The following is a 17,229-nucleotide window of genomic DNA, read 5'->3' on the forward strand; positions in this document are numbered from 1 at the left end:
AGATTCGATGAAACTAAAGACAATATCAAAGTTAGGAATGGCTCTAGGTCTAGGCTTCATGCTCGCTGCATGTAGTGGAGGCGATTCAGGCTCAAGCTCTGGAAAAACCAGTGATTCTAAGGAGGTAAACCTTGCCTATGTTGAGTGGGATACAGAAATCGCCTCAACGAATGTTGTTGGGCAAGTTCTCGAAGATTTAGGTTATGATGTGACATTAACTCCTTTAGATAATGCAATTATGTGGGAGGCTGTCTCTAAAGGGGAAGCTGACGGAATGGTTGCTGCATGGTTACCACATACACATGCATCACAGTACGAAAAATATAAAGCTGATTTAGATGAGCTAGGAGAAAACCTTGCTGGTGCAAAAATTGGCTTAGTTGTTCCAAGCTATATGAATGTGAACTCTATTGAAGATTTAACAAATGAAGCTGATCATACAATCACTGGGATTGAACCGGGTGCTGGTATTACGGCTGCTACGGAAAAAGCAATAGAAGAATATGATAATTTAGCAGATTGGAACTTTATTACTTCTTCTTCTGGCGCAATGACAACTTCATTGGCTAAGGCGCTGAAAAATGAAGAAGAGATTGTTGTCACAGGTTGGTCACCTCACTGGAAATTTGCGAAATATGATCTTAAATACTTAGAAGATCCAAAAGGTGTATATGGTGGAGAAGAAACCATTAATACATTTGTTCGTAAAGGCTTGAAAGAAGATTTACCAGATGTATACTCTGTTTTAGATAACTTCCACTGGACAGCAGAAGATTTAGAAAGCGTAATGCTAGAAGTAATGGATGGTAAAGATCCAAAAGACGCTGCGAAAGAATGGGTAGAAGCTAATCCAGATAAGGTAGCTGAATGGACAAAAGATGTAAAGAAATAATATAAGAAAACAGGCACTTCCGCTTATGCAGGAGTGCCTGTTTATTATGATAACAACTTCAACATGACTGCCGCCCCTAATACAAGGATAATACAAACAATACGGCGCCAGTCCTTGGATTCATTAAAAAATAGCATTCCTAGCAGTGCTCCCCCAGCCGCACCGATTCCTGTCCAAATAGCATAGGCTGTACCCATTGGCAATGTTTCCATTGCATAGGCAAGACCTGCAAAGCTTAAGGTAAATGCAAAAATCAGTAATCCTAAATTTTTCATACTTTTCATCTTGTTATATTTACTGATCATATATACACCCATCATCTCACACAATCCTGCAATCACTAATGCCATCCATGCCATTATTCAGTCACCTCTTGATCCTTTGACTCTCCAGTTACAAGCTTTAAGCCGACTACTCCTGCGAGTAACACTACAATACATACTATTTTTGCTAATTTCCATGGCTCCCCAAATAACAAGCTATCCGCACAAACAGTTCCAGCTGTCCCTAAACCGACAAAGACAGCATAAACCGTACCAACTGGTAAATGCTCCCCTGCCTTAATAAGCAGATAAAAACTTACAAAAATAGCAATGGCAGTACCTAGCCATTCCCATACACTTGTTGCATGCTTTAAACCAATGACCCAACATACTTCAAAGCAAGCCGCTACAATGACACTTATCCACTGTTTATTCATAAAAACCCCTCCATTTTATAAGACACGGACGATTAACCGTTGTTTAGCATTCACTTTGTGAGTTAATTTAATCCAAACAAAAAAAGCCTGAAGAAACTGTTTTAAAAACAGTATCTCCCAGGCTTTTATCCTTCCGTGTCACAAAATCAATTTGTGGTTTTCTCTCGGACCAGACTAGCAAGGCTACGGAACCCTAGAAAACTATTCATTCGATTGTTACTCTTAGTATAGCAAACTATTTAATGATTTTCCAGTGGTACATAGCCAACCTTTTCAACCATGACTTGCCCTTCCTCAGAAAGAATCCAATCAATTAATTTTTGTGCATTGTGATTTTCTGTTCCTGCTGTGATTGCATAAAATTCTGATACTAAAGGGTATGTACCATTTTGAATATTTTCTTTAGTCGGTACCACTCCATCAATAGCTAATAATTTAATTTTTTCATTTTTGACCATCTCTGTCGAATAATATCTAAACGTAAAGCCTATGGCATTTTTATAATTTCGGTATTGCGAAACTTCTCGGATGATTCCTCCCATTCCCGACACGATGTCTTCAGAAGGTGCTTTCATCAATGGCGTATTGCCCATCAATTTTTCTAGTGCTGTTTGACTGCCACTATCTGCTGGACGTTGGAAAGCACGAATTGTCTCGTCCTCGCCACCTACCTCTCGCCAATTGGTAATTTCGCCCGCGTATATTTTTTTCACCTGCTCTAGAGTTAAATTATCGACACTGTTTTTATGGTGCACGAAAAAGACAAATGCCTCTCGTCCTATTGGTGTCATATTTAACGTCAGACCTTCCTTTTCTGCTTGCCATTCCTGTGAGGTGGACGGTGCTGCCACAAAGATAAGATCAACATTTCCTGTAATTAAATTTTGATAAGCTTCAGGTGTGCGATTAACTTGTACTCTACTATTATACGGAGCATAGTCACTTTTTGGATAAGTGGCCTCTACAAAAGCTGCGTACAAAGGATACAGAGCCGTCGCACCATCTAAACGTGGTAATGACTCCGATAATTGTAAGGATGCTTTTGCGTCAGTCTTTTCCACTTTATTGCCCTGTGCAAATGGCTGATAGGCCGTTACATCAATTTCTGCATCGACAGTCGGGATACTCATTTTATAATAATGTTGAATCGGTTTGATGGACGCAATCAATAAGGCAATCCCCATAGCACCAAATAACAAGCCTCTTCTTCTCTTAGTGTTGATCCATTTAAACATGCTAGATATAAAAAAGACAAATAAACAAACAGGCACGGTAAACACTAAATGCATAAAATGTATACTTCCATTCAGTGTAACAATAAGCGCAGCCATTAATGTGACAACCGATAAACATATTAACACCGATACAATTTGTATAATTCTAATATCAGATACCCTCCTCCAGTGTAATTTTACACTTCTAAACTAATCGTACTGGAAAGATAAAGCATTCACAACTGTTTATTCAGAAAATTATGTTAAAATTAAATTTATCCTGATTCGGCATAGCTTTAATTTCAAAGGTATAACATTTGGTTGCAAAGGCTAGCATTTCGTTAGAGGAATACTTTTAAAAAAGTATTAAACTGGATAGCACTATGTCGAATGTAATAGAGATAAGTAGGAGGAGTTGTACATATGGCAATTGAAAAAGTACGTAATCATTTAGCACAATGGCATGTTGAGCACAAGATACAAGAATTAGAAGAAAGTTCTGCAACCGTTGAATTAGCTGCACAGGCACTCGGCTGTGAGCCTGAACGTATAGCAAAATCTTTATCCTTTCTGGTGAATGACGGTGCCGTATTAATTGTTGCTGCAGGCGATGCTAAAATCGATAATGCCAAATTTAAAGCGGTCTTTGGGACGAAGGCTAAGATGCTAGCAAGGGATGACGTTGAAAAAATGATTGGGCATGATGTTGGAGGCGTTTGTCCTTTTGGTGTAAACGAAGGGGTGGCCATTTATTTAGATGACTCACTGAAACGCTTCACAACTGTATTTCCAGCATGCGGTAGTAGCAATTCTGCCATAGAGGTAACCATTTCAGAACTCGAAGCGTATACTCCCTATAAAGAATGGGTTGATGTATGTAAGGGCTGGAATGATTAAAAACAATAATCGGCGAAACTTATCAAAAGGTCTCGCCGATTCTACTATTAATGACTTACTATTCCTTGTAACCCACTGCTAACCAATGTGAATCCCATTCAGTAATCTGATTGCCGACGCGACAGCTTAAACCACACGCTCGATTATCAGCAACAAATGAACCGATTAGCCATTTTTTAGACTGATATCCCTCTTTTAGCTGAATCGTTATGTTAGGCATCTCTATATACTGCTGATAAATAAACAAATTATCATCATAATGGGAGGATTGAGAGGCATTTAGTTTCTTCCCACTACCTTCGTAAATCTCCACAGTATTTCCTTCACGTGAATAAACAGGTTTCTTCACATAAGGCATATCCTCACGAATAAAAGGCTCTGCTGTAAGATATGTAGGTAGCATAAATTGCTGAATTGCTGCTCTTTCCTCTGCTGTAAAGAGTAGTGGGTCACTTCTCCGCTCCCATATTAACCATAATAAGATTTTCGATTGTAAGACATAAGCTGCAGGTGGATTAATGATGGCTAGCTGTCGCTTTTTGACAAGTTCTAATAATTGTAGCCCAATACGATCCCCATCTGAAGCTATATCATCTATTAAAAACTCTGCAGGATGTGCAGGACGAAATAAAATATCAATTTTCTCCATAGCAGGTGTATAAAGACCTTGAGACACATTTGACGTATCACTAGAAAAAATGGTTAGTTTCTGAATAGGTACATACTCAATTTCAAAAGGAATACAGCTCTTAATAAATTGCACCTGACAATACTCTTCATAATCCTCTGTTGCCATTTTTCCGGTGATCACAATCTTTGGCTTTTTAACATCGTTTACATATTGCATAGCAGCAAAAAGTGCACCTGACAACGTTTTTTGTAAAGCGGTCACATCATTTGGGTTTTTAAAACTAAAATGCTGACAGAGCTGTTCATTCATTTCAAAGGTTTCTTGTACAAGAAAAGGTGTTTCTCCATTCAACTCTAGACATTTAATATGACCATCCTCTGTACAAATAAAGTCAAAGCGAGCCAGAACAGATTGCTGCTGTAAATAATCTAGTTGAATATAGGGTATCATTTCGGGACGAATTCCTAAGGCTAATAATTGATCGCACGATAAATGCTTAAATTGTTTCCCTACTTTTAAAAAGATACGCCAAAGTATTTGTGTGGCATAGTGAAGTTGATCGATTTGTTGTTTTGGCAATTCTAAAACATCATAAAGTGCGTACTCTAAATCCTCAAAATCAGGGAAGAAGTGGGGAAATTTAGAATAGAATGCTTGTCGTTGTTGTGTATAATTCATTAGTTTTTATGCTCCCTTTTCAAACTTACGAGGAGGACGAGCCGCCACGAGAGGCCCCACCTGAACCGAAGCCAGATTTCCCTGTACTAGAGGAGGAAGAACTATTGGAATAGGAGTTCGAGCTTTTTGATGAGCTGTCCGTTGAATAGGAGCGCTGACCACTTGAATAGGAGTTTGAACTACTCGGTGTAGAGCTACTGGATGTTGTACCAGCCTTTTCTTGAGTGCTGTTCGTGAGACCATTTGTTTTACTTTCATCCTTAGCATTTTGGGTTGATCGAGGTACAGTAGAACCACCACCCCCGCTTTGTTCATCTCGATCTGTGCCATTTTTTAAATTGCGGCTTTTATAAATGGCACTTCCGATCATTGCGCCCGCCGTTGCATACATGAGACCATTAAAGAAATGCTGAGAATAATACGGGGAATCTTCATCGATACATTCATAGGAACCATCGTCTCCCTCTTGCCATTCATCACAGGCATCAGCCATTTCGCTATTATAAACATTTATTAATTCATCACTCGTTGCTTGAGTTTGTTCTTCGCTTGACGGATTAGTAGCAGATGTTGTTGTAGGATTTTCCTCTACTATTTTTGTTTCACTATTTCCACATGCGGCTAGCTGTACAGCCATAAAAGATGCCGTTGTTACAGCCATATATTTTTTTATTTGTTTTGCCATATTTTCAAATGCTCCTTTATTTCATGTAACTAATCTACGGATGTGATTAATAGTAGGTTTCACTTTTTACAAAATCATACAATATTTATTTCTCCAGGAAAAAATCCCAAACTACATGTTTGGGATTCCAAGAATTTTATCATTGCTTTGTCACCGCTCTTTTACCGTATGTCATATATCGCCATAGCTTTTCAAATGGTCCGATTGTAAAGAATTTAAACCAAAGCATACTAAAAATAATTTGAATAATAAAAATGATGCTCGCTATTACAACAATATCTGATGGTGAGACAACCTCTAAACCCATTAGTGAAATAATAGCAGTACCGATAAAGCTTTGTGCTAAATAGTTGGTAAATGCCATTTGACCCACTCGTCCGATTGGTTGAAGAAGTTTCACTACTTGTTTATGCTCTAATATTATAAACAAACATGTTAAATAAAAGTATGTTGTCGGAATAACACCTAAGCCAAGAATAGATTGTATACGTTGATCATCTGCTTGCGATGCCAACCAAATCCATAATGAAAATCCGATAAATAATGGACCTGTCACATAAAGTAGCCATTTCACTTTTTGCATATTCTCTGTTATATGGCTAATCCAGCCGGCTTTTGCTGCTAAAAAACCACTTAAAAACATAATGAAAATAGAGACGGCATCATTACCTACAAAGCCATAAATAGCTGACATTGTAGTATTAGCAGGCATATATATTTGTCCTAATAAAGCAAGAATATAAAGCGTGATAATAGCCATTAACCATTTACTAATTGTTGTCACTTTTGCTGAATAAAATGGCAGCAATAAAAATCCAAGCACTGCGTAAATGGCTAGGATCGAGCCCCAAAATAGAAAAATATGAATAATACCAATAATCAATAATGCCAATAACCGTCTTGCAAAGCGCCATCTCGGTCTATCTCCACGTGCTTCTGCACGAGTAGCGAAAATATAAAAACCAACACCAAACAGGAATGAAAAAATAGAAAAGAATTTCTTTTCGATAAATATATCAATAAGTGTATTGATTACACCATTGATGCCACTATAATCAGGCATTGGGCCACCTTCAATAAGAACTTGGTAGGCACCTACATTAATAAATAAAATACCAAATAACGCTAATCCTCGAATAATGTCTAAGGAAATAATTCGTTCTTTCTGTGTTACGGATGGATTCATGTTGCATTAACTCCTTATCTTTTATGCTATAGCTAGCATAACGCCCCATCCTTACAGTTATGTTCATTTAAGCTTACAGCAACCTTACAAATTAAAAGAATAGCCTAGTAGTTTTTTAACCTCTTTTGTCATGAAATGTTACATATTTTATAGTAAAAACATAGTAAAGAGAGGTTTAGCCAATGAATAGAAAACGCAAGCTTGGTTTTTGTTACCCAGGTTATCGGTACTGTGGTCCTGGCTGCTCAGGGCCAGGCGAGCCTACGAATGCAGTGGATGCTTGCTGTAAACTACACGATGAATGCTATACACGCCACGGTAGCACAAGACATTGTGATGAACAGTTTCAACGATGCCTTCAACCGTATATGAATGCACCTAATAAAATGGCGAGAGATGCCAGATTATTCTATCGTGTTTTTGATTTACGCAATCGATACTTTTAAGGAACAAAGCTCACGATGTTTTTGAGGACAGCGTGGGCTCCTTCTTAGTAAAAATCGAGTATTTTTGCGGCTTAGTAAAACCAAGCTTTGTACCAAGATAAATGGACGCAGTATTCGAAATATCGCAATCCCAACAAGGTTTTATAGCATGTGCGAGACAACGGTCAATAAATGTTTCTGCAATCATACTAGCTAAGCCCTGCCCTCTAAAATTCGGATCCGTCATAATATCAATTTCCGCATAATCATTTGATTTAAAAATAGCGACAGCTTCACTAATTATTTGGTGATGATGGACTAAACAAAAGCCAAAGCCTTTTTCAAGAAAATTCGCAGGAGAGTCCCAATATTCATCATAATATGCATGCCCGAATTCCAATGAATTTTTAATAAGATGTTCAGTAATAGGTTGTACCTCGTAATCATGCCCCTCGCTTTTTTCACGTTGATTATACATGTCTTCATCAAATGAAAATGTATAGCGCTCTAATTTTCTAATAAGCCCATCGAATAATTGTTCAATTTTAGTATCCCACTGTGCTGTGGAAGAGAATAGAGTAAAACGTTTCTTTTGCTTGATAGATTCTAGAAAGCAATAGCTAAGCTGTTGATCAACCGCAGTCTTATTTATATCACCATATATATAATAAATGCCTGATTTCGTATGAAATAATAAAGTTTGAAAAGCAGTTGTATCCGCATAGACAGTTCCTTCTATTATTTGATCTAGTATACTATAAACAAATGTTGGGGCTCTTAAAATCATTTGTTTAATGGTTGGATATTGTTCCTCTGAGACTCTTATCATAATATTTCCTCCAGTTACTTGCAGTCTGTACCCAGTCTATTATAATAAAATTAGATTCATTAGAAGGGACTGAATTATGCACAGATAGCAATATTTTTCATCCAACATCCTAACTTTTTGGAGGTAAAAGTATTGATTGAATGTATTAACACTGAAAGATTACAGCTACGAAAAATGGTGAAGGCTGATGCTAAACATTTATTGGCCATTTGGTCAGATCCTGATGTAACCAAATATATGAATATCACTTATTTTACACATGAAGACCAGGCCCTAGAAATGATTGAACTACTGGAACAATTAGCAGATCAACAAAAGGCGCTCCGTTTCACAATCTTTGAAAAGGCATCCAATCATATCATTGGCTCATGTGGCTTTAATATGTTTGATTTTGACCATGCTATCACTGAGATTGGCTATGATTTAGCGAAGGTTCATTGGGGAAAGGGCTATGCAACAGAAGCTATAACTGCTTTAATTGATTACGCCTTTACGAACTTAGCAATGAATACAATTGTTGCAAAAGTTGAGGCTGCAAATATCAATTCTATCAAGGTTTTAAAGAAATTGAACTTTATTTACCAAGGCTATGACGATACTGACAATACGCTTCAATTATTCACTTTAACTAACTCGTAAAATGAAAAGGCTAAGGATGGTAGATTTCAACTAATACTTAGCCTTTTTTATCAGTGATACATGCTGTGATTTATTTTTCCAGTTATTTTTTCTATTTGTACCTCAAAAAGCTCAATTTTAGGCAGAATCGGATAGCCTTCTCTTTCAAATGTCCATTCAGGATTGCCATACTTCTCTAGAAGAGCATCAAAGAACCATTCTTTCTTAGATACCTCCTCGATTCGTGTAAGTTTGTCATCCCCTTCATATACATAGACAAAAGGAATTACGTAAGGAAAGCCTTCCTCATCAACAGTTGCGACATGCGCTACTCTCCCTGATTTTAAGAAGTGCTATGCTTCCACTTGTGAAATTTCAACACGTTTGTTTTGAATCGTACCTCTCATCATCCTTTAACCCCCTTATGAAAATAATTAACGATTAAAAAGTCATTTAATATTTAATCGTTTATTGTAAACATACATTTACTTTACATCTTTAATGTACTGTTAAAAAGGAAATTTTTATAAGAATGATAAAAGCCAAGAATGCATCGGTTTGCATTCTTGGCTTGACGATTACTTTATTGGAATCCAAATTTCTGAGTATGAATCTGGGCTGTAGGGATCTTCCTCCGGGTAAACCTCAAGTTCTGCTGTCCCTGCTGGCTCGTACGGATTCGACGGAAACCACTCAGAATAAATTTGTTTCCATGTATTTTGCATCGCATCTGGCATTGGTCCATGGACCTCAAAGACAACCCATTTAGATGCAGGGACTTCCATTGCTAATAGCCCCTCATCAACATCCCCTACATGATCAGTAGCAATCCAGTAATCAATGAATCCCTTTTGTCCTTGCTTTATATTTGGTACACATACACCTAATACGCCATCGATACTGCCGTTATTTAATTGATATAGCTGATGATCAAGGCCACTCTGATTCACTTCTTGCCAAAATAAAGGAATTTCTCTTATGTTCTCTCCATTTTGACAGTTATACGTTCTTTTCACACCAACAATTTGAAACTTGTCTTTTTCTACAATTTTATACTTCATTGGTTCTGCTCCCTTCAAGCTTACCTGGATGACCAGGCGATTGTATGATTGTAATGGTCCTTGTTTCTTTCTAGCTTCACTTGGCGTTAAATAATGCTGCTTACGAAACGCTTTTGTAAAAGCTTCAGGAGTTTCATAGCCATATTTGTAGGCGAGATCGATTATTTTCTGGTCTGTGTCCATTAATTCTTGTGCAGCTAATGTTAATCTTCTTCGTCTCAAATAATCCGCAATGGACATATCCGTCAATATTGCAAACGTTCGTTGAAAATGAAAGACAGATGAATTAACCTCCTGTGCAATCTGTTCAATCGTGATGTCCTCTAATAAATGTTCTTCCATAAAATTAATGGCCTTTTGAATCGACTCAATCCAACTCATTGCTCTCACTCCTTGATACCATCTTAAAATAGATATTGCTGTATAACCTGTCTTTTTATGCTAACTTTGGACAGGTGAAATGGGAAGTATTTTTTGAATAGCTTTTCATATTTAAGTCTTTTATAGTTCGTTTCTCCTTATATTTATTTACAATAGTATTCATTATAAAAATGTATAAAAGAAGTTAAAGGGGGCCTTTACGATGAAATGGCTAGGTGCTGCCGCTATTTGTTTGAACGAAGAGAATCAGTTATTAATGGTTTTACAAGGAACTGTTGATGAAGAGAAAACATGGACTGTCCCATCAGGTGGGAAAGAGGCGACGGAAGATTTTAAGGCTTGCTGTAAACGGGAAGTTTATGAGGAAACAGGCTATACAGCCGATATTATGAAGGAAATTTATTATAAGCACAATGAAGTAGTGGAAGTTCGCTATTTTCAAGCCATCATAACAGGTGGACAAATGATGATTCAAGATCCCGATGGATTAATTTATGACATCGCATGGAAAACTAAAGAGGAAGTAGCTATTTTACCTCTAACCTTTCCAGAAGATCGGGTATTTCTCTTATCCTTATTTAAATAAAAAAGTCACGTCTCATCGACATGACCAAACGATATACTCGTACAGATTCTAATCTGTTTTGGTGTCTAATCGTTATATTCATAAATAATTAATGCCGAATGGATGACTGTCTGCTCACCAATATAGAGCGTATTGTATTTGATATCAAGTATGATAAAGCCTCGTAAATCTGCTAAAGCTCGATTAATATCATGTTCAAATTGCACAATATCATGATTTTGAATTGTTACAACTTGAGTCGTTTGTGCCATGGTCCACTCTCCTTTACTCTAATGATAGAGCAAAAAGATGTCCATGTCACATATAAAAAAGCGTAGGAGAGAAAAGACTCCTACACTTTTTAGTACATCGTTAAATACTCCTCACGCTCCCAGTTATGGACGCGAGTACGATATTTATTCCACTCAATTTCTTTAGCAGCGGTAAATTTATCATAAATATGATCGCCAAGAGCCTCTCGAACTACGGCATCCATTTCTAATTCAATAAGCGCATATTCCAATGAGGATGGTAAGCTATCAATACCATTTAACTCACGCTCCCCCTCTGTCATTTTATAAATATTACGATCCACTGCTGCAGGTGGTGTTAAATCTTTCCGTATACCGTCCAGTCCAGATGCAAGAATAACAGCCATTGCTAAATAAGGATTTGCAGCTGGGTCAACTGAACGTAGTTCGATTCGAGTAGACAATCCTCGAGCTGCAGGGATACGAATGAGTGGTGAACGGTTTTGAGCAGACCATGCTACATAACATGGCGCCTCATAGCCGGGTACTAATCTTTTATAAGAGTTGACTAGCGGATTCGTAATTGCCGTAAAGCCATGCACATGCTTCATTACCCCCGCCATAAAGCTGCGTGCTGTTGCACTTAATTGTAAGTCCGCATGTTCATCATAAAATGCATTTTTATCCCCTTCAAAAAGCGATAGATTAAAATGCATTCCTGACCCATTGACCCCAAATAGTGGCTTTGGCATAAACGTAGCGTGTAATCCATGCTGTGCAGCAATGGTTTTTACGACTAACTTAAACGTTTGAATATGATCACATGCTTCAATGGCACTGGCATACTTAAAGTCAATTTCATGCTGACCAGGTGCTACTTCATGATGAGAAGCCTCAATTTCAAAGCCCATCCCCTCTAACTCTAGAACGATATCACGACGACAATTCTCTCCTAAATCGGTAGGTGCTAAATCAAAATATCCGCCACTATCATTTAACTCTAGTGTTGGATGCCCTTTATCATCAAGCTTGAACAGGAAAAATTCTGGCTCTGGACCAAGATTAAAGGATGAAAACCCAAGCTCCTCCATTTCTTTTAATACACGTTTTAAATTGGAGCGAGGATCTCCCTCAAACGGTGTACCATCCGGTCTCGCAATATCGCAAATGAAGCGAGCAACCTTTCCTTTCTCGGCAGTCCAAGGGAAAATTACGAATGTATCATAGTCAGGCTTTAAATACATATCAGATTCCTCTATACGGACAAACCCTTCAATCGACGAACCATCAAACATGACTTTATTATCTAAAGCCTTTTCTAATTGGCTCACAGGGACTTCGACATTTTTAATTGTTCCTAATATATCAGTAAATTGTAGGCGAATAAATTTCACATTTTCTTCCTTTACCCGACGAATAATATCTTCTTTTGTATAATGTTTCATTCTTCACCACTCCAATGTAATTTTAGTTTACACAACATTTTATAACTGTACTTAAAATACATTAAAAATGAAAACTACGCAATACTTATGTTAGGTTTTATAACATTGTTTTTTAGAATATATTGATCTTGATTTTCGATACATAAAAAAGGTGCACCCACTTTTCAATGGATACACCTTATCTTTATTTTAATATTGCAATAACATATTAATAAATACAACGAGAATAACAATCGGTACAATAACTAACATTAACATACGATATGTTGAATAATAGCCCTGCCCCATTTTACTACCCATTAGCAGTTCTCTCTTCACAATTTCCTTATCCACTACATAGGCAATAAAGATCGCAATAAACAAATTCCCCAATGGCAACATTAAGTTGGACACTAAAAAGTCGGTTGCATCAAAAATACTTTTCTCGAAAATAGTTACATCCGATAAAACACTAGAGGAAAGTGCTGCTGGAATGGCAGCAATGAAAACGACTACACCTAATAAAAGTGTCCACATCGGACGAGATCTCTGACTATTTTCCATCATGGCTGCTACGATAATTTCATATAAACTGAATGATGATGTTAATGTAGCAAATAAAAATAACAATAAAAACATGGCTAAAAATACTTCCCCGAATGGCATTTGACTAAAAGCAGTCGGTAGCACCATAAATAGTAAACCTGGTCCCGCTGCCGGCTCTAAATCAAAGGCAAATACAACAGGGAAGATCGCTAGTCCTGCCAAAAAAGATACTAGTACAGTTAGTAGCACAACAGAGCCCGCTGAGTTTGGAAGACTAACATCTTTTTTTAGATAGGAACTATATGTAACAAGACAAGAGAATCCTACTGCTAGTCCAAAGAATGATTGCCCTAGTGCTTCTAATAGAGCCTTCCCAGTAATATTAGAGAAATCTGGCCATAAGAAGAATTTTACTCCCTCCATCGCACCATCTAATGTAACAGCTCGCATAACAAGAACAATGAACATGATAAAGAGTAATGGCATCATCCATTTATTAGCTTTCTCAATACCATTTTGTACACCTAATGAAATAATTAGTACATTTGTTAATGTAAACAAAGCTAAGCCCACTAGCGTAATCCAAGGGGTCCCTATAATTTTCCCAAATAATTCAGCTGAATCAATTGCTGGATCTATCACAGCGCCAGCTACACCTAGGCCGCTATAAATGAAAATCCAACCACCAACAACACTATAAAAAGTTAATAATAAAAAACAACCAAGCACACCCATTCGGCCTATCCATGCCCACCCTGGTTTTGACGGAGCGATTTTTTTATACGCAGTTATCGCCTCTGATTGTGTACCACGACCTAAGACATACTCTGATAATAGCATGGGCAAACCAATTAACAGTGTAAAGAGCACAAAAATTAGGAAAAATGCCCCACCGCCACTCTGCCCTGTGACATACGGTAGCTTCCAAATCGCTCCTAAACCAATCGCAGCACCAGCTGACGCTAAAATAAAACCTAATTTACTTGACCATTGTCCTTTTTTTCCACTCATCTCTTCAAAACTCCTCAAACATTCTAAACTCAACTCTATTTTACATGAAAATATGCCTTTCGACTAGGTAATAATCATAAAGAACTAGATTGCTAGCATTTTCTATTACTTTTTTCTATTTTTACGCTCCGATTTTTATCTCTCTCACTTTAGCCAAGCTACCTCCCATCCAGTTTAAACCACAAAAAACCTCGAGCAGTCCATCCACCCGAGGTTCATCTTCAATTATTTCGTTATATACATTGAGCGCTGGCGGTCGATCCACTTGCGCATTGTTGAAAATAATAAAGCCATAATAGCTGTTAATAAAATACCCTTCACAATGTTGAATGGTAAAATCCCAGCGACAATCATTTTATAAAGTGAGTCTCCTACAACTGGTTCCATTCCTAGGAAATATGTGTACATTGGTAAAAATAAAGCATAGTTTAAAACGCTCATTCCCACTGCCATCACTATTGTCCCTGTCGCTAAACCTCCAATAAGGCCCGCAATCGATTTAAAACGATTAAAAATAAAGCTTACTGGCAAAATAAATAAAATACCTGTTGCAAAGTTGGCAATATGACCTACTGGCACCCCAGTTGGAGTACCTGAGAAAATCCAATCCAACACATTTTTAAATAATTCTACTAAAATACCAGCTACCGGTCCCATTGTGATGGCTGCTAGTAAGGCAGGCATATCACTAAAGTCCACTTCCAAAAATGCTGGGAAAGGCGGAATAGGGAAATTAAAAAGCATTAATAAAAACGAAATACTGCTCAGCATACCAATCGTAATAAACGATTGAAGTTTAACATTTTTCTTCATAGAAAACTCTCTCCTCTTTGCTGATTCAATCTCGCAAGAAGAAAGGTGACGATCTTTCAATTGTTAGCATGAAAAAACCCTTATGCATCTAAAGCACAAGGGAGAAAGGCATGACGAATAGGCGTCAATATAAACTATTTTTGAGCAGCGTTTAAAGCCATACGAAAAAAGCGCTCAGTCACAGTTTATTTCATAACAATGAATGACGATCGTACCTCCATCTTCTCCCATCCAGACTTTAACTGTCGGCCTTGGAATTGCACCAAGTCAGCCATGCAAAAAAATTTGCACAGGTCGCGGGCTGAAGAGTTTTGCATAAATCTCTCGAGTTAATGAAAATTCATTAACGATTTACAACTCTATTACCGCCGGTCGGGATTTTCACCCTGCCCCGAAGATGAATCATATTATTTTGTTCTACAGCCTTACTATAATGAATTATTAAGAAAAAGTAAATAGTTCTGCTCAAAAAATTCCGATTAGATTTGTATGTATTGCAAAAAGAAATAGGGCATTCCTACGTTGTAGGAATACCCTATTTCTTTTATCTCTTTGACTACGGCATATATTGTTTATTTGGTCCTACAGGCTTTGGCAAATAATTTTTTAAATCGAATCCTTCCCAGCTTTCCTGAACAACATTATCTAAGCGTAACTGTTGATCAAAGCTAGCAGCAGTTAGCATCATGGCTTCGATTAATTGTGTAGCTCGAATTGGCTCCAAGGATGTTAAATCAAGAGGGATATCAAATGTAATGACTACACCATCCGCTTCCTCTTTTACTGTGTATGTCACGTTTTCAGGAACAACTGGCACATAAACATCATCATTTTTATTTTTCATCTGTGTGAGTGCCTCTGTCACATTAGCAAAGGTTTGACGGAAATCTGGAGATAAATATTCTGCTCCATTTGGATCCTTGTATAAATAATAATTATAATGTTTGGCACCTGTTAATGACATAGCTTGACTTGGCTCACCATCTTGGGAAAACTCATAAGGCGTACCATCTTCATTTTGAATCTCTACTTCTGTATATTCAGAATCTGAGAATGTATCTTCCAAAGTTCCTTTGTATTCATTGACGGTAGCTGAAGCAACATCATAATCATTGTCCTTAGGTAAAACATGAACAAGCTTATCTTCCTTCTCCTTTAACTCACCTTTATAAGGATGATAGTCTGTAAACCCTTTAGCTTCCTCATCTATTTGAGGAGCGTATTTTTCATACATCTGTAAAGTAGAAGGTTTTTCAGTTCCAAAATCAGTTGCAACACGCTCATTTGGAATTACATATGTCATAGGAACACTTTCTGCGTCTCGTCCAGCTAAACCAATACGAAAGACAACAGCATCTTTGACATCTTCTTCATAGACAGATGACCGTAAAGATAAAATACGCTCATGCTCTGTTACAATATTGGATTGGAGCACCTCATCCTTCGCAGATGCATCTTTTGTAGCACGATCTTCCTGTAAAGTAGAGTACGTAGCTGTTTCAGCCGTACTAGCTTGATCTTTCTGTTCAGCTTGATTATTCATTACCATTGAGCCTACGAGTATTGTTAACGCAAAAACTGCTGCCACACTCATAAAAAATGGTATTTTACGAAACTTAGATTCGGTTGATCGTTCTTCTTGTTTCAGAGAATTACTTTGTTGCTGAGTTTGTTCATCCTCTACTGGTTGTTGAATTGCTTCTTGAAGGTGAATATTATCCTGCAAGCGAGCATCTGCCATTAACCGATTTAATATGTCTTCTTTTGAACGGTGGTCAGAAAGCTTAGGGGCATTGTTCAATACATGTTCAAGCTGCTCATCATCAAATGGCTTATGCGTCATTGCCGTTTCGCCTCCTGTTCTTTAATCGGCTGTAGCTGTTGCCTTAAAAATTTAATGGCTCGATGCTGGGTTGTTTTTACCTTAGCTTCTGTCCAATCTAGTATTTGCGCAGTTTCTGCAATAGATAAATCCTGAAAATAGCGCATAATAATGACCATTTTCTGGTCACCTGTACAGTTTTCAAGTGCTGACTCGACTTGCATAAATTCATCACTGGCCTGTAGCATATCTTCCGGTGATGGTGTGGTTGAATGGAGCTGTTCCGTTTCCCAGTCAAAGAAATCAAGTGAATGCTTTTGGCGTACAGCTTGCTTTCTGAAATGATCAATTGCTACATTTTTAGCAATAGCAAAAAGCCAGGTCTTCTCACTGCTGTTACCTGCAAATTGATCATATGAGCGCAACACTCGTACATAAACTTCATGCGCTAAATCTTCAGCGAGTGTACGGTTTTTTACTAAATATATTAAAAACTGGAACACGTCCTGGTGATATGCATCGTATAGTCGATGGAACACGGAGTCATTCAAAGCACTCCACCCCCGTTCTATAGTATTTGTCGTCTTACATTCATAGAAG

General features: G+C 37.6%; 19 protein-coding genes and 2 riboswitches. Of the genes, 5 read left to right on the top strand and 14 right to left on the bottom strand.

Annotated elements, in window-relative coordinates:
- Window positions 1–7 precede the first annotated feature (7 nt).
- Entirely contained in the window at window positions 8–892 is an 885-nt protein-coding gene (locus tag ABC382_RS09235) for a glycine betaine ABC transporter substrate-binding protein (protein ID WP_274796214.1), read from the top strand.
- A 44-nt stretch (window positions 893–936) separates the two neighbouring features.
- Here the strand turns inward: ABC382_RS09235 and ABC382_RS09240 are convergent, their stop codons facing one another.
- From ABC382_RS09240 to ABC382_RS09250, 3 genes are all read right to left on the bottom strand, one after another.
- Entirely contained in the window at window positions 937–1,251 is a 315-nt protein-coding gene (locus ABC382_RS09240) for a DMT family transporter (protein WP_274796213.1), read from the bottom strand.
- Window positions 1,251–1,592: a DMT family transporter gene (locus ABC382_RS09245; protein ID WP_274796212.1), complete on the bottom strand. Its 342-nt coding sequence runs from the start codon at window positions 1,590–1,592 to the stop codon at window positions 1,251–1,253. The genes ABC382_RS09240 and ABC382_RS09245 overlap by 1 nt, the downstream gene beginning before the upstream one ends.
- 112 nt (window positions 1,593–1,704) lie before the next feature.
- A riboswitch (guanidine-I (ykkC/yxkD leader) is annotated at window positions 1,705–1,800 on the bottom strand.
- A gap of 31 nt (window positions 1,801–1,831) precedes the next feature.
- Window positions 1,832–2,923 carry a PstS family phosphate ABC transporter substrate-binding protein gene (locus tag ABC382_RS09250; RefSeq protein WP_396631734.1) on the bottom strand — a complete coding sequence of 364 codons (1,092 nt, stop codon included), beginning with the start codon at window positions 2,921–2,923 and terminating at the stop codon, window positions 1,832–1,834.
- 306 nt (window positions 2,924–3,229) lie between these two features.
- Between ABC382_RS09250 and ABC382_RS09255 the strand changes: the two genes are divergently transcribed.
- Entirely contained in the window at window positions 3,230–3,703 is a 474-nt protein-coding gene (locus ABC382_RS09255; RefSeq protein WP_322610368.1) for a YbaK/EbsC family protein, read from the top strand.
- Window positions 3,704–3,761: 58 nt separating this feature from the next.
- Here the strand turns inward: ABC382_RS09255 and ABC382_RS09260 are convergent, their stop codons facing one another.
- From ABC382_RS09260 to ABC382_RS09270, 3 genes are all read right to left on the bottom strand, one after another.
- Entirely contained in the window at window positions 3,762–5,012 is a 1,251-nt protein-coding gene (locus tag ABC382_RS09260; RefSeq protein ID WP_274796209.1) for a glutathionylspermidine synthase family protein, read from the bottom strand.
- Window positions 5,013–5,037: 25 nt separating this feature from the next.
- Window positions 5,038–5,697 carry a hypothetical protein gene (locus tag ABC382_RS09265; RefSeq protein ID WP_322610366.1) on the bottom strand — a complete coding sequence of 220 codons (660 nt, stop codon included), beginning with the start codon at window positions 5,695–5,697 and terminating at the stop codon, window positions 5,038–5,040.
- A gap of 139 nt (window positions 5,698–5,836) precedes the next feature.
- Window positions 5,837–6,883, bottom strand: coding sequence for a DUF418 domain-containing protein (locus tag ABC382_RS09270; RefSeq protein WP_322610365.1), 1,047 nt, complete (start codon window positions 6,881–6,883; stop codon window positions 5,837–5,839).
- A gap of 182 nt (window positions 6,884–7,065) precedes the next feature.
- Between ABC382_RS09270 and ABC382_RS09275 the strand changes: the two genes are divergently transcribed.
- Complete coding sequence (locus tag ABC382_RS09275; RefSeq protein WP_274796206.1) at window positions 7,066–7,329, top strand: Parvovirus coat protein VP1-like protein; 264 nt, start codon at window positions 7,066–7,068, stop codon at window positions 7,327–7,329.
- 10 nt (window positions 7,330–7,339) lie between these two features.
- On the opposite strand, the gene ABC382_RS09280 is transcribed toward ABC382_RS09275, so the two are convergent.
- Window positions 7,340–8,137, bottom strand: coding sequence for a GNAT family N-acetyltransferase (locus ABC382_RS09280; protein ID WP_274796205.1), 798 nt, complete (start codon window positions 8,135–8,137; stop codon window positions 7,340–7,342).
- 132 nt (window positions 8,138–8,269) lie between these two features.
- Here ABC382_RS09280 and ABC382_RS09285 point away from each other — a divergent pair, with 132 nt between their 5' ends.
- Window positions 8,270–8,776, top strand: coding sequence for a GNAT family N-acetyltransferase (locus ABC382_RS09285; protein WP_274796204.1), 507 nt, complete (start codon window positions 8,270–8,272; stop codon window positions 8,774–8,776).
- Between the two features lie 557 nt (window positions 8,777–9,333).
- Here the strand turns inward: ABC382_RS09285 and ABC382_RS09295 are convergent.
- Window positions 9,334–10,197 (bottom strand): AraC family transcriptional regulator, encoded by an 864-nt coding sequence (locus ABC382_RS09295; RefSeq protein WP_312505417.1) that lies wholly within the window; start codon window positions 10,195–10,197, stop codon window positions 9,334–9,336.
- A 202-nt stretch (window positions 10,198–10,399) separates the two neighbouring features.
- Here ABC382_RS09295 and ABC382_RS09300 point away from each other — a divergent pair, with 202 nt between their 5' ends.
- The gene (locus ABC382_RS09300; protein WP_274796201.1) at window positions 10,400–10,783 is read left to right on the top strand and encodes an NUDIX hydrolase; all 384 of its coding nucleotides are present in this window, start codon (window positions 10,400–10,402) and stop codon (window positions 10,781–10,783) included.
- A 65-nt stretch (window positions 10,784–10,848) separates the two neighbouring features.
- Here the strand turns inward: ABC382_RS09300 and ABC382_RS09305 are convergent, their stop codons facing one another.
- The 6 genes from ABC382_RS09305 to sigX form a co-directional block, all read right to left on the bottom strand.
- Window positions 10,849–11,034, bottom strand: coding sequence for a sporulation protein Cse60 (locus ABC382_RS09305; RefSeq protein WP_274796200.1), 186 nt, complete (start codon window positions 11,032–11,034; stop codon window positions 10,849–10,851).
- Window positions 11,035–11,123: 89 nt separating this feature from the next.
- Entirely contained in the window at window positions 11,124–12,458 is a 1,335-nt protein-coding gene (gene glnA / locus ABC382_RS09310; protein WP_312505414.1) for a type I glutamate--ammonia ligase, read from the bottom strand.
- A 189-nt stretch (window positions 12,459–12,647) separates the two neighbouring features.
- Window positions 12,648–13,994, bottom strand: a complete 1,347-nt coding sequence (locus tag ABC382_RS09315) for a sodium-dependent transporter (RefSeq protein WP_322610364.1) — start codon at window positions 13,992–13,994, stop codon at window positions 12,648–12,650.
- A gap of 225 nt (window positions 13,995–14,219) precedes the next feature.
- Window positions 14,220–14,807, bottom strand: a complete 588-nt coding sequence (locus ABC382_RS09320) for an ECF transporter S component (protein ID WP_274796197.1) — start codon at window positions 14,805–14,807, stop codon at window positions 14,220–14,222.
- Between the two features lie 215 nt (window positions 14,808–15,022).
- Window positions 15,023–15,210: riboswitch (FMN riboswitch) on the bottom strand.
- 153 nt (window positions 15,211–15,363) lie between these two features.
- Window positions 15,364–16,650, bottom strand: a complete 1,287-nt coding sequence (locus ABC382_RS09325; RefSeq protein ID WP_274796196.1) for an RNA polymerase subunit sigma — start codon at window positions 16,648–16,650, stop codon at window positions 15,364–15,366.
- Window positions 16,647–17,180 (bottom strand): RNA polymerase sigma factor SigX, encoded by a 534-nt coding sequence (gene sigX, locus ABC382_RS09330; RefSeq protein ID WP_396631733.1) that lies wholly within the window; start codon window positions 17,178–17,180, stop codon window positions 16,647–16,649. The genes ABC382_RS09325 and sigX overlap by 4 nt, the downstream gene beginning before the upstream one ends.
- Window positions 17,181–17,229 lie beyond the last annotated feature (49 nt).

This window comes from Lysinibacillus phoenicis, from assembly GCF_047238325.1.
In the GTDB taxonomy this organism is placed as follows: Bacteria; Bacillota; Bacilli; order Bacillales_A; family Planococcaceae; genus Lysinibacillus; species Lysinibacillus irui.

Coding starts and splice junctions, on each gene's coding strand:
- ABC382_RS09300 (WP_274796201.1), top strand. CDS start 10,400: ATGAAATGGCTAGGTGCTGCCGCTATTTGTTTGAACGAAGAGAATCAG.
- ABC382_RS09320 (WP_274796197.1), bottom strand. CDS start 14,807: ATGAAGAAAAATGTTAAACTTCAATCGTTTATTACGATTGGTATGCTG.
- ABC382_RS09275 (WP_274796206.1), top strand. CDS start 7,066: ATGAATAGAAAACGCAAGCTTGGTTTTTGTTACCCAGGTTATCGGTAC.
- ABC382_RS09255 (WP_322610368.1), top strand. CDS start 3,230: ATGGCAATTGAAAAAGTACGTAATCATTTAGCACAATGGCATGTTGAG.
- ABC382_RS09260 (WP_274796209.1), bottom strand. CDS start 5,012: ATGAATTATACACAACAACGACAAGCATTCTATTCTAAATTTCCCCAC.
- ABC382_RS09250 (WP_396631734.1), bottom strand. CDS start 2,923: ATGGCTGCGCTTATTGTTACACTGAATGGAAGTATACATTTTATGCAT.
- ABC382_RS09295 (WP_312505417.1), bottom strand. CDS start 10,197: ATGAGTTGGATTGAGTCGATTCAAAAGGCCATTAATTTTATGGAAGAA.
- ABC382_RS09265 (WP_322610366.1), bottom strand. CDS start 5,697: ATGGCAAAACAAATAAAAAAATATATGGCTGTAACAACGGCATCTTTT.
- ABC382_RS09325 (WP_274796196.1), bottom strand. CDS start 16,650: ATGACGCATAAGCCATTTGATGATGAGCAGCTTGAACATGTATTGAAC.
- ABC382_RS09235 (WP_274796214.1), top strand. CDS start 8: ATGAAACTAAAGACAATATCAAAGTTAGGAATGGCTCTAGGTCTAGGC.
- ABC382_RS09280 (WP_274796205.1), bottom strand. CDS start 8,137: ATGATAAGAGTCTCAGAGGAACAATATCCAACCATTAAACAAATGATT.
- ABC382_RS09270 (WP_322610365.1), bottom strand. CDS start 6,883: ATGAATCCATCCGTAACACAGAAAGAACGAATTATTTCCTTAGACATT.
- ABC382_RS09240 (WP_274796213.1), bottom strand. CDS start 1,251: ATGGCATGGATGGCATTAGTGATTGCAGGATTGTGTGAGATGATGGGT.
- ABC382_RS09315 (WP_322610364.1), bottom strand. CDS start 13,994: ATGAGTGGAAAAAAAGGACAATGGTCAAGTAAATTAGGTTTTATTTTA.
- ABC382_RS09305 (WP_274796200.1), bottom strand. CDS start 11,034: ATGGCACAAACGACTCAAGTTGTAACAATTCAAAATCATGATATTGTG.
- glnA (WP_312505414.1), bottom strand. CDS start 12,458: ATGAAACATTATACAAAAGAAGATATTATTCGTCGGGTAAAGGAAGAA.
- ABC382_RS09245 (WP_274796212.1), bottom strand. CDS start 1,592: ATGAATAAACAGTGGATAAGTGTCATTGTAGCGGCTTGCTTTGAAGTA.